This window comes from Metasolibacillus fluoroglycofenilyticus (assembly GCF_003049645.1).
In the GTDB taxonomy this organism is placed as follows: Bacteria; Bacillota; Bacilli; order Bacillales_A; family Planococcaceae; genus Metasolibacillus; species Metasolibacillus fluoroglycofenilyticus.
In genome coordinates this window covers 15,573-27,761 of record NZ_PYWK01000005.1, presented here as the reverse complement: position 1 = coordinate 27,761, position 12,189 = coordinate 15,573, and the positions used below count along the sequence as shown (strand labels likewise).

Genomic DNA, 12,189 nt, shown 5'->3' with positions numbered 1-12,189 from the left:
ACATTTTTTATTATAAAAATCACAATTTATTCATAAATATGAACAAAAGGCGTATCGCTGTCACGCTCTTTTTTTATTAATACTTCCGGTCCATTTACGGATGTCACACTTACTGTTATTGCCACATCTTTAGGCAGCTGCTTCAACATAACATCTGTCAAATATTGTGTGAACCCAATAATTTCAGTTGTTCCATAAAATTGTATTGGAATTTCAACTTCTAAATTTTGAAGCTGATTATTCTGATAAAAGCCTGTCCCAATAACGCTTGTAAAGTTCGAGAAATATTTATCAATATCCTGCTTAAATTTTTGGAAGCTTGTATTCATATCACGATAAATATCAGGAGGTGAACTCATCGGAAATGTAACATATGCCTCATTAATTTTTTGCCATTCACCTAAAGCGTTTTTTCCGCTATCCACAACGCTATAAGCAAAATATGTGCCCGGTACAATTGAATTGCGTGGCTGTTGCTTAAATAAACCAATGACAATCGGTACATCTGCCAACTCTGCGCGTGCTCTTAATCGAGATACGACCTTTTCCGCAATTTCTATTGCAGCTTTTTCCAGTTTTTCATTAGGAATTGGCTCCTCATAATATTCTCCGTACTGCTCTTTTTGGTAGTAGTAAATCGAATTAAGTGCAAGTCCAATTGATATACCGCCAAGTCCTACTTTATTATCATCTGTCATTGTTAAGTAGTTTTGCTCTACAATATGCGATAAATATACAGGTGCTTCCACCGCTTTAATAGTTGGTTCAAGCTCCTTTCCATTCGCATCTAAGCTAGAAGGATTCAACCCCTGCAAGTCCTCACGCTGATTCGTCGTTTGATTTTCGCGTGCCAGCCAATAGCTTACTGTATTTGCAGATAAGTTTTGCCCTTCTTGAAAAAAGTACTTTTCCGTATCAAAAACATTTTGTGAAATACGCATTAAGCCATTTTCAACTTCCTTAATATCATACTTTGTGTAAACATTTGAAACAATTAAGCCACGGCTCGCACTTTCCTTATAAGGTGTAAGCGTTCTATAATAGTTTTCACTTAATTGTCTACTTGTAATATGTGCTGTTTCTACTTCTTCTGCATCCTCTGTTTGCTGTAAAACTTCCGTATTCTGCTTGAAGGAAGGTGTACAGCCAGCTAATATAATTGCTACTACGAGCGCCGATACCCAGCGAAGTCGAGTCATCAGTCAAGCTCCTTTACTATTGAAATTGTTCGATTAGGCGCTGCTCATCCCAAATCTCAATCCCTAGGCTTTCTGCTTTTTCAAGCTTTGAACCTGCGTCTTCCCCTACGATTACAAGATCTGTTTTTTTACTTACACTTCCTGAGACAATGCCACCTAACTCTTCTATTTTCGCCTTTGCTTCGTTTCGTGTCAATTGCGATAATTTCCCTGTTAAAACAATCGTTTTTCCGGCAAATGGGTTTGCTCCCGCTTCAATTTGCACTTTTTTTCCTTTATAGCTCATATTTACGCCTACATCTTTTAGGCGTGCAATAAGAAGCTGGACATCCTCATTTGAAAAATAATTTACAACAGAATCCGCCATTTTGTCACCAATTTCATGAATCGCCATTAACTCTTCTGACGTTGCAGCCACCAGCGCTTCCATTGTTTCATATTGCTCAGCTAAAATTTTAGCTGCCTTTTCACCGACATGACGAATTCCTAATCCAAATAGTAGACGCTCTAAAGAATTTTCCTTTGAACGCTCTAGCGCCTCTACTAAATTGCTCGCTGATTTTTGCCCCATACGCTCTAATTCAATTAACTGATCAATTTGTAATAAATATAAGTCAGCTACATTTTGAATATAGCCTTCCCTTAGCAACTGCTCAACAACCTTTTCCCCTAAGCCATCTACATTCATGGCATTACGAGAAACGAAATGTTTAATTCCTTCTGCAATTTGTGCTGGACATGTTGGATTCACACAGCGCAGGGCAACCTCCCCCTCAATGCGGATAAGCTCACTATCACAAGCAATACAATTTGTTGGCATTACATAAGGTACAGCATGCTCTGGGCGTTGCTCTAATATTACTCCTACTACTTCTGGTATAATGTCGCCTGCCTTCCGAATAATAACTGTATCGCCAATTCGTATATCTTTTTCGCGAATTAAATCCTCATTGTGCAACGATGCTCTTCCTACAGTAGTGCCAGCCACTTGTACTGGCTCTAAAATTGCTGTAGGCGTAATAACCCCTGTACGTCCTACTGTTAAATCAATATCAAGCAGTGTCGTCACCACTTCTTCGGCAGGGAATTTATAAGCAATTGCCCAGCGGGGACTTTTTGCTGTAAAGCCTAGCTCATCCTGCTGCGCAAAACGATTTACTTTTATAACTATACCGTCTATTTCATAGGGTAGTTCAGTGCGCTTTTCTGTCCATAATTGTATAAACGATAAAACTTCCTCTATTGTTGCACACGCTTGACGCTCTCGGTTCGATGGAAAACCTAATTGCTGTAAATAATCAAGCATTTCACCATGGCTATCTAAGCCGTATACTTCACCGTCACCACCAACTGAATAAATAAACGTAGACAATTGACGACTCGCTGCAATTTTGGGGTCGAGCTGACGTAAAGAGCCTGCTGCTGCGTTTCTTGGATTAGCAAATAGCTCCTCGCCTCTCTCTGCCCGTGCCCTATTTAAAGCGTCAAAGGATTTTTTCGGCATATATGCCTCTCCACGCACTTCAATTGTTACAGGCTCCTTTAAACGAAGTGGAATGGCACGAATTGTTTTTAAATTTGCTGTAATATCTTCACCAACTGTGCCGTCTCCGCGTGTCGCTCCTTGCACAAAAACACCATTTTCGTAGCGTAGAGCAATCGCTAAGCCATCTATTTTTAATTCACAAATATAAGAAAAATGCTCTCCAATCGCTTGTCTTACTTTGCGGTCAAAATCGCGTAACCCGTCTTCATTAAAAGCATTTGAAAGACTAAGCATCGGGTAATTATGCGTCACTTTTTTAAAGCCCTCAAGCACAGTTCCCCCAACTCGTTGTGTAGGAGAATCAGGATATATAAGAGAAGGGTTTGCTTCCTCTAATGCAATCAGCTCATGTAAAAGCTGGTCATAGACAGCATCAGGTACAGCCGGCTTATCTAACACATGATAAGCATAATTATAATCATGTAATAATGTATTTAACTCAGCAATTCGTTTTTCAATATCCATCATCTTGTTTCCTCCTACGCTTTCGTAATAGGGGCAAATTTGGCGAGCAATCGTTTAATCCCTATTTGTGGGAAGGCAATATCGAGCTCGGTATTTTCTCCTGTCCCTTTTACACTCACTACTGTTCCTGTCCCCCATTTACCGTGAACCGCCTTATCTCCAGCCTTCCAGCCATGCTGGTCACCACCAGTTGCCTGCTGATGAGTAATACGTGAGGTCCTTTTTTGAGCAGCCGAGTATTGCGGTGCTCGGTCATAACGATTTGCGCGGAATGGCAAATCATCTGTCTGTGTATAGCCTCCCGATTTACTAGTATGCTCTAATATCCCCTCTGAAATTTCATTGATAAAGCGAGAGGAAGGGTTATAGCTAGAGCGTCCGAAAATTGTACGTGAGCTAGCGCTTGTTAGGTACAGCTTTTCTTCCGCTCTTGTAATGCCGACATAAGCGAGGCGACGCTCTTCCTCCATCTCTTCTGCATTTTCTAATGCTCGAGAATGAGGGAAAATATTTTCCTCCATCCCGATAATGAAGACAACAGGGAATTCCAATCCTTTCGCTGCATGCATCGTCATTAAAATAATCGTGCCTTTTGCCTTTTCTTCTTCATCTAATGAATCAATATCTGCAATAAGCGCTAAATCCGTTAAAAAAGCAATGAGCGATTTATCCTCACTACGCTCCTCAAATGCCTTTGTCACAGTTAAAAACTCCTCTATATTTTCCAAACGACTTTGCGCTTCAATCGTTTTTTCACCTTGTAACATTTGTCGATAGCCAGAGCGTTCAATTACTTCCTCCACAAGCTCTGTTACTGTAAGTGTTTCTTGCTTATTCGTTAAATCTCGAATCATCTCATAAAATTTTTCGGCTGATGCTGCTGCTCGCCCTGTTAAGCCCATAAATACAAGCTCCTGCATTGCATTAAAAATAGAGCGCTCCTGCTCCAATGCATAAAATGCCATTTTTTCAAATGAGGTAGCTCCTATATTCCGTTTCGGCTCATTAATTATACGTGCAAGTGAAATATCATCATCGTTATTGGCAATTAATCTTAAATAGGCAAGCAAATCTTTAATTTCCTTACGATCATAATATTTTGTACCGCCAACAATTTGATAGTTCATGCTCGATTTTTTCAGCACATCTTCCATTGCACGCGATTGTGCATTCGTTCGATATAAGACAGCAAAATCATCTAGCCTGCGATTTTCCTTCCGAATAAGCTGCTGAATTGTTTGTACAACATATTGTGCTTCATCCGTTTCATTATATGCCTTGTACACGACAATTTTATCGCCCTCATCATTGTCTGTACGCAACGTTTTTTTATAGCGGCTTTCATTGTTTTCAATTACTTCATTCGCCGCCTGTAAAATGCGCTTCGTTGAACGGTAATTTTGCTCAAGCATGATAACCTTTGCATCAGGATAATCCTTCTCGAACGACAAAATATTTGTAATATCCGCACCGCGCCAACGATAAATAGATTGGTCTGAATCACCAACAACACAAATATTGCGGAATTTTTTTGCTAACAGTTGAACTAACGTGTATTGGGAATTATTGGTATCTTGATATTCATCCACATGTATATATTGAAATTTATTTTGATAAAACTCTAATACTTCTGGTACGCTTTCAAAGAGCTTAATTGTCGTCATAATCAAATCGTCAAAGTCAAGTGATTGATTAATGCGCAATTTTTTTTCATAGCCTTCATATACTTTCGCAGCGACCTTTTCAAAAGGATTATGAGGATTCATATTTGCCTGAAATTCGCTTGCTGTAATACAAGCATTTTTCGCTGAGCTAATGGCATTCAATACCGCGCGCGGATCGTATTGCTTAGGGTCTATATTAAGCTCTTTAAGAACATTTTTTACAACTGTTAACTGGTCTGCACTATCTAAAATTGAAAAGCTTTTTGAATAGCCTAGTTTATCTATATTACGACGCAATATTCTTACACACATCGAGTGAAAGGTAGATACCCACATGCGCTCTCCAGTACCGTTTCCAAGTAGATTATCAATACGTTCGCGCATCTCGCGCGCAGCCTTATTTGTGAACGTGATTGCTAAAATCTTTGAGGGATATACTTCCTTCTCTACTACTAAATAGGCAATTCGATGCGTTAACACACGTGTTTTCCCTGAACCTGCCCCTGCCATAATAAGCAGAGGTCCCTCTGTATTTTTTACCGCCTCTTGCTGCTGCGGATTCATACCAGCAAGCAAATTCTTTGTAATTTGCTCCATTATTGCACCACCTTACAGAACGTTTGTTCCTATTATATCATAACACTTTTTACAGCATCAACCGTTTTCAATGCTGCCTGTAAATCATCATAAATTATATTGCCTACAACGACCGTATTCGCAATCGCAGCCATTTCAGCAGCTTGCTCTGCCGTTGTAATACCGCCACCATAAAATAAAGATGTATTTGTCAATACATTTTTAGCTGCCTTCACAAATTCTACATCGCCATATATGCCGCTATACTCTAAATAAAAAATTGGCAGCTTAAAATAATTTTCTGCCATACGTGCATAAGCAACTACATCCTCTATTGACAAATCTGTTTGCGCCTCTGTTGCATATGCTACTTTACAATCTGGGTTAAGCACGCAGTACCCTTCAGCAACAAGCTCTTCCCAAACCATAATATCGCCATATTCCTTTATTGCAGCATGGTGTAAGTCCTTTACCCATTTAGTATTTGTACTATTTAAAACAGATGGAATAAAATAATAATCGTAGCCTGGTGTAACTGATTCAATATTCGAAATTTCAAGTGCGATTGGTACAGTAAACCTACGTACACGTACTAATAAATCAAGCACACTGTCTAATGTTACATCGTCCGTACCACCAACTAAAATTACATCTGTACCTGATTCACATATTTTTTCTAAGTCTTCATCAGAAATATATTTTGCTGGGTCTAATTTAAACACATGTCTCCATGTTTTATGTTCCACAGTATGTCATCCTTTCTCTAAAAGTTCATCGATACAAGTATAACGCAATTAGGTCAATTGCGCCTCGGCTGACGTTAATCTGTTTTTTAACTCTCGATAAAGTGAAGCTTCAATCAGTGGATTCTTTTCTCCACTGATTGTTAGCTGAACCATTCGGGCTTTTACGGGCAGTTGGTCTCCCGTTTATCCTCTTGCCAGATTTTACTTAAGTCTTGGAGCGTGAGGCTTACTGCCCGTTAATACGGGATAAATAACAAAAAAGGTGTTTTGAAAAAGCAATCGCCTACCTGCTTTTTCAACACCTCTTTTAATCAATTACGCCTCGGCGTAATTGTGACCAGATTTTTTCAAGTTGTTGGGTGGAAGTTAACCTAAAACCGTCACGTCCTGTGACAACGGTTAATCGACCTGCGTCATGCAGACCTCGCCCTTAAAAATCTGTGACACCTACTGAAATCAATCCTATCTCGCCACCTATAGAGACGAGAGGCTTTTGTACCTATACCTGTCGCCTTGCTTTCGGTACAAAAAACATGTGCTCCTGCGGTTATTCGTCGTAGTAAACGTTGCAGAAAGATGTTAATAATAAAAAAGAGGCGATTTACCTTGAAAGGCCTCTTCAACTTTAAATAGCACACCAATTTAGTATGCAAATGGCATTTTATTTATGTGTAAATGGTTTTTCATCAGGGTAAAGACGACCTAACATTTCATCATACATATCGTTACCATAATCAAAACATCGGCGCACACGTGAAATTGTAGCGGTAGAAGCACCCGTTTCTTTCTTGATTGTTTCATATGTCTTTTTCAATCTTAGTAAATGCGCTACCTCAAAGCGTTGCGCTAAAGATTGAATTTCACTAATTGTGCATAAGTCATCGAAAAATTTATAACATTCCTCAATATCTTTTAGCTCTAATACAGCTTTAAACAACTGATCTGTTTGATGTCCACGAATTTTTTCGATTTGCATCTATTTATCCCCCTCTCTTTATTCCGAATACGTTACAGCAGATGCTAGTCCCGGCGTTGTTGGAACAAAGTGAATCCAGGATTTCCCTTGCACTAATTTAACTTCACTACCATCTTCCTCTAGTGGCACTAAAAATCCGTCACTATTTTTCCACTTGATTTCTCGCATCATACCATTTTGGAAAATATACGCATTTCCTCCTGCCGATATATCAATATCACGACGACCAACACTGTCAATTACGCGATGCGGCATTTCAAAAAATAGTATATTTGATAGCTGAATCTCTTCACCTGTTAAATAATCTGTCGTAACAGTATTAGCGGAAAATCTTTTATACTGCCCCGTTTCCTGATCATACACATATGTGCTATTGAAAGAGCTATTTTGGCTATAACGAACCATCGCTTCATTTGCTCTAACACCTATTTTAACATTATCTTCATCACGATAAAAAGGATAAAACACTTTTTTACTGTAAATCATTGAAGCGCCAACCTTTTCTGCTCCTGCTAATACATTTTCACCAGAAATATAGGAATTATGGGGTGCTTGACGATTAGATGAACGCTTGAAATATGTACCATCATAATGCATTCCATTAATATTTGAAACAACACCATTTGCTAGCATTGATTTAGCCTCAGGGCTATAACCATGCGCTATATAAAATGCGTCTAAACCTTTTGCAATATCAATAAAATAAGAGCGGGCGCTTCGAATAGGTCCGATTTGCTCTGGTATTGTCGATTGGTAAAGTGCTAAAAAGCGAGTAACATCTCCCTCAGCCAACATCTCGTAAACAACATCGGCCGACGCTAAGCCCGATTGTGGTCTAGCGGCAGGATGATTATTAATTGTTGCTAAAATCGGGCGTTGCTCTATCTCCTCCGCAACACCCTCACCCGTAAATGGCGTTTTGAAAGGAAGCTCAGCAACTTCCTCTGTTGATTCCTCTTCCGTATCTGTTTCTTCAGCCTCTACCTCACCAATAACTTCTTCTGGCTCTTTTTCTTCCGCTTTATTACCGCAGCCTGCTATTAAGAAAACTGCACATAAGCTTGCAAGTAGCTTTAATTTTATATCCATTATTTTTCTCCTTATTAACGCATAACTGCTGAAAGTAGCACTCGATTTTTTAACACATCAAACAGCCCTTTACGTGTAATACGAATATATGGTAAATGTGTTGACTGTAAAAATAGCAAAGTATAAATTGCATCCGTATGATGATAGCCACGTTCACTAAGCGCTTCCTTTAACGCTACTTCTTTAGCAATTAACGTTTCAACATCCCCATCATATAGACTGCCAGAAATCGCTAAGTCAATTGATGCAATAATATTTTTATTCTCTGTTAATAAAATTCCACCATTTTGCTCCTTTAATTTCTTAAAGGCAAACTTCATTTCTTCAATGCTCTTTCCTATTAAAATAATATCACCTGTCGTAGAATACGATGATGCAAAGCCTTGTACACTTGATGCAAAACCTTTAATCATTGTGTTAATGCGCCATTTTCCTTGGCGGTCTATAAGCATTAAATAACTTTCATCATTTGCCGAATCTAACACCGCATTGTGATTGAGGTGCGGAATGCTATATGGCTTTGTGATAACATCGTTAACCATTTCAATTCCGACTGGCATCGAAAACTGAAAATCTTCATCACATAAGTCAAAATCCATATTTAATTCACCAAATGCAGACCAATCAATCGTTGGCAATGACAATACTTTACGGTTGTCACGCTTCAGCCACACTCCTTTTGAAAGCACCGCCTCTGGTGTAGGTGAAAATTCGTCTTGTAAAATATTAAGTGATGCATAGCGACCTGTAGCAACTAAGCCATGTAACCCTGACATATTATAATAGCGTGCGATATTATATGTTGCCATATTATATGCATCAATTGGTGCTACACCTGCCTCCAGTGCCTCTCGAATACATTTATCCATAATTCCGTCCTGATAAAAGCTTGGCGTTGAACCGTCTGTCGTCATCATTAGATGATCAAATACATTTAATTGCTTAGCAACAGCATCCTTCAGTAATTGCGGTAAATCAGGTCGAATTGAAGAATGGCGAAGTGTCACAGCATAGCCATGTAATAGACGACTTTCTACTTCCTCAATCGTCATTGCCTCATGGTCACCATCTGCTCCTAACAGCTTCATACGTACCAATGTTCTTTCAGATGCTCCAGGAAAATGACCCTCAATTTTCTTTCCTTTTAACTTTGCCACTTGAATCCAATGTAGCATTTGGTCATCACCACGCAGTAACTTTGGCCAAGCAGTTAATTCCCCACCAAGTAAGACAGAATCTTGGTCTAGCCATTCCAAGACAGAGGCTGTCGAATACATTTCCCCCTCAAGCTCTGTTTCAGTTTGTGAATCAAAACGTGCCCACCAATAAAATGAAAACGGCAATTGTCGCAATTGATCCAATAATGAAAACGCTTTCTTGTTGTCCATTAAAGCGGCGAACGTCATATTATCCGAGATAAATGCCGTCGTGCCTGTTTGTGCGGCAAAATCAGCAAAAGATTGTGGATTATATAGTTGAAATGGATGTACATGTGGCTCAATATAACCGGGTACAATTGTTTTTCCTGCTACATCGATAATCTCTGTTCCTTCTACAAGTACTGGCATGCGTTCTCCCACATAGACAATACGGTCATTTAAAATCCAAATATTACCTTCCATCCATTTTTTAAATATACTATGCAAATAGCGCGCATTTTTTAATACTATCGTCGGTGCAACCTTGCCATCAATAACAGCAACTTGCTCTCGAATATTTTTAATTTTCCAATTAATTTCCGGCATGGCAAAACGCCCCCTTTTTTCTGATACATTTTCTATAGAAAACGAAGCATACTATTTACGTAACGCATCGTCTTTATCGTATCACAGCGCTTTCATAAAGCAAAGCGCGAACAAGTTAAAATCTGTGACATCCGCCGGAGACTTTAATTTCTTTCAGCGGGTGTTTGGACATCCGCTGAAAGAAATTAAAAGGAGTTGACTATTTTTGTTAGAAGAAAACATTTCAGAACGTAACGCTTTTATGCGCCTAATTTGTGGTGTCACAATGACAGCCTGTGGTGTTGGTCGTATTGCTCATCGCCCTAATTGCTGGACAGGTCATCTTGTAATTGCAGCAGGTGCTATGAAAATTGCTGAAGGAATTTTCCATTACTGCCCGATGAAAGCAATGTTTGGAGGCAAACAAGAGCATATGCACTAACAGTCGGTAATAGGGGATTAAACGGATAGGGCTGTCTAGAAAAAATGCTTCTGCCATCACTCGTTGCAGAAAACATGGCTAACACGCCACTTTCTAGACAGCCACTATTCTTTAATATGAATCATTTAGCGATTCATAAAACACTAACTTTAAAGCGACTTCCCATCTTTTCTTTTTATTGCAATGTACGCCAGCCGATATCTTTGCGGAAGAAGAATTTATCCCAGCTTTCCGTTTCAATTGCTGCATATACTTTTTGTTGTGCCTCTAGCAATGTATCGGCTTTTGCCGCTACAAGTAAGACACGACCACCATTTCCTACATATGTGCCATTTACTAGCTTTGTACCAGCATGGTACACGGCATATTTTTCACTTATCGTTTGTAAATTCGGTATTGCATTGCCTTTTTCTACATCACCAGGGTAGCCTTCTGCTGCGATAACTACACCTAACATTGCTTCATTTGACCATTGTAAATCAAAATATTTTTCAGACATTAAAGCTTGCATAAACAAGCCAAAGTCAGATGCCATGCGCGGCAGTACCACCTGTGTTTCTGGGTCTCCAAAACGTGCGTTGAATTCAATTACTTTTGGACCTTTTGCCGTTAAAATAAGCCCTGCATAAAGAATACCTGTAAAAGATACGCCTTCTTCCTCCATTGCTTTTACAGTTGGCTCTACAATCTCAATATAAGCTTTTGAAACAACTTCTTGTGGAATTTGAGGTACTGGCGAATAAGCACCCATACCACCTGTGTTCGGTCCCTTATCCCCATCGTAAGCGCGCTTATGGTCTTGCGCGATAACCATCGGATAAATTTGCCCTTTATGTACGAAAGACATAAATGAAAATTCTTCACCATCTAAAAACTCTTCAATTACAACACGTGAAGAGGAGTCACCAAAAAGCTGATTGCCAATCATATCATTGACCGCATCAATTGCCTCTTGCTCCGTTAGCGCAACAATTACACCTTTACCTGCTGCTAGCCCGTCCGCCTTTACAACGATTGGTGCACCCTGCTCCTTAATATAAGCAATAGCAGGCGCTGCTTCTGTAAATGTTGCATATGCAGCCGTAGGAATATTGTATTTTTGCATAATTTCCTTGGCGTAGGATTTAGAGCCCTCAATTTGAGCTGCGGCCTTTGTCGGACCAAAAATCGTCAAGCCCTCCTGCTGAAAATAATCTACAATACCTGCTGCCAATGGCTGTTCAGGTCCAACAAATGTTAAATCAATGCTTTGCTCCTTTGCAAACGCTACTAATGCAGCAAAATCCATTGCATCAATTGCTACTACTTCAGCATCCGCTCGCATCCCATCATTACCAGGTGCAACAAATACTTTCTCCACTGATGGCGCAACACTAAACTGCTTAGCAATTGCATGCTCACGCCCCCCACTGCCAATTACAAGAACTTTCATTTTTCTCTAACCTCCCGTTTATCATCATAGCCTTTACTTATTTTTCGTTTTTATGACTTATCTGTGAATTCTCTTTTCCTACAAAAAAACGCCCGCTATTGCAGCGAGCGTTTTTATCATTATTTACACAACAAACGTACCCGACCAAAATAGTGCTGTTGCTTAAATATGATAATTTGCGATTAATTTCCCCCGGCCAAAGTGGATAATTTAATCGCAGCTTTTTTTACAGCATGTCCGGCCAAAGGCATGCTGTTTTTATGCCCGCCTAAGCTAAGGCATTTTTCATAACGCTTCTGTTGCTTCTCCGACCAAAAGTAGCAACGAAAC

Annotated in this window: 9 protein-coding genes; 1 reads left to right on the top strand and 8 read right to left on the bottom strand. The window is 39.5% G+C overall.

Annotation, left to right across the window (positions count from 1 at the left end; translation table 11 throughout):
- Nucleotides 1-26 precede the first annotated feature (26 nt).
- The 7 genes from C9J36_RS14775 to C9J36_RS14745 form a co-directional block, all read right to left on the bottom strand.
- The gene (locus C9J36_RS14775) at nt 27-1,199 is read right to left on the bottom strand and encodes a CamS family sex pheromone protein (RefSeq protein ID WP_107943594.1); all 1,173 of its coding nucleotides are present in this window, start codon (nt 1,197-1,199) and stop codon (nt 27-29) included.
- 16 nt (nt 1,200-1,215) lie between these two features.
- Nucleotides 1,216-3,213 (bottom strand): NAD-dependent DNA ligase LigA, encoded by a 1,998-nt coding sequence (ligA, locus tag C9J36_RS14770; protein ID WP_107943593.1) that lies wholly within the window; start codon nt 3,211-3,213, stop codon nt 1,216-1,218.
- A gap of 11 nt (nt 3,214-3,224) precedes the next feature.
- Nucleotides 3,225-5,471, bottom strand: coding sequence for a DNA helicase PcrA (pcrA, locus tag C9J36_RS14765; protein ID WP_107943592.1), 2,247 nt, complete (start codon nt 5,469-5,471; stop codon nt 3,225-3,227).
- A 32-nt stretch (nt 5,472-5,503) separates the two neighbouring features.
- Nucleotides 5,504-6,196: a heptaprenylglyceryl phosphate synthase gene (gene pcrB / locus C9J36_RS14760; RefSeq protein WP_107943591.1), complete on the bottom strand. Its 693-nt coding sequence runs from the start codon at nt 6,194-6,196 to the stop codon at nt 5,504-5,506.
- Nucleotides 6,197-6,857: 661 nt separating this feature from the next.
- Nucleotides 6,858-7,172: a YerC/YecD family TrpR-related protein gene (locus C9J36_RS14755; RefSeq protein WP_066164574.1), complete on the bottom strand. Its 315-nt coding sequence runs from the start codon at nt 7,170-7,172 to the stop codon at nt 6,858-6,860.
- A gap of 18 nt (nt 7,173-7,190) precedes the next feature.
- Nucleotides 7,191-8,261, bottom strand: coding sequence for a DUF3048 domain-containing protein (locus tag C9J36_RS14750; RefSeq protein ID WP_066164571.1), 1,071 nt, complete (start codon nt 8,259-8,261; stop codon nt 7,191-7,193).
- Nucleotides 8,262-8,275: 14 nt separating this feature from the next.
- Nucleotides 8,276-10,006, bottom strand: a complete 1,731-nt coding sequence (locus C9J36_RS14745) for an adenine deaminase C-terminal domain-containing protein (RefSeq protein WP_107943590.1) — start codon at nt 10,004-10,006, stop codon at nt 8,276-8,278.
- A 205-nt stretch (nt 10,007-10,211) separates the two neighbouring features.
- Between C9J36_RS14745 and C9J36_RS14740 the strand changes: the two genes are divergently transcribed.
- Nucleotides 10,212-10,427 (top strand): YgaP family membrane protein, encoded by a 216-nt coding sequence (locus C9J36_RS14740; protein WP_066164566.1) that lies wholly within the window; start codon nt 10,212-10,214, stop codon nt 10,425-10,427.
- A gap of 175 nt (nt 10,428-10,602) precedes the next feature.
- On the opposite strand, the gene purD is transcribed toward C9J36_RS14740, so the two are convergent.
- A complete protein-coding gene (gene purD / locus C9J36_RS14735; RefSeq protein ID WP_107943589.1) occupies nt 10,603-11,859 on the bottom strand; it encodes a phosphoribosylamine--glycine ligase in 1,257 nt (418 codons plus the stop codon).
- Nucleotides 11,860-12,189: the final 330 nt, after the last annotated feature.

Bases quoted from the DNA above. Each gene is read 5' to 3' on its own strand.
- C9J36_RS14750 (WP_066164571.1), bottom strand. From the start codon at position 8,261: ATGGATATAAAATTAAAGCTACTTGCAAGCTTATGTGCAGTTTTCTTA.
- ligA (WP_107943593.1), bottom strand. From the start codon at position 3,213: ATGATGGATATTGAAAAACGAATTGCTGAGTTAAATACATTATTACAT.
- purD (WP_107943589.1), bottom strand. From the start codon at position 11,859: ATGAAAGTTCTTGTAATTGGCAGTGGGGGGCGTGAGCATGCAATTGCT.
- C9J36_RS14745 (WP_107943590.1), bottom strand. From the start codon at position 10,006: ATGCCGGAAATTAATTGGAAAATTAAAAATATTCGAGAGCAAGTTGCT.
- C9J36_RS14755 (WP_066164574.1), bottom strand. From the start codon at position 7,172: ATGCAAATCGAAAAAATTCGTGGACATCAAACAGATCAGTTGTTTAAA.
- C9J36_RS14775 (WP_107943594.1), bottom strand. From the start codon at position 1,199: ATGACTCGACTTCGCTGGGTATCGGCGCTCGTAGTAGCAATTATATTA.
- pcrA (WP_107943592.1), bottom strand. From the start codon at position 5,471: ATGGAGCAAATTACAAAGAATTTGCTTGCTGGTATGAATCCGCAGCAG.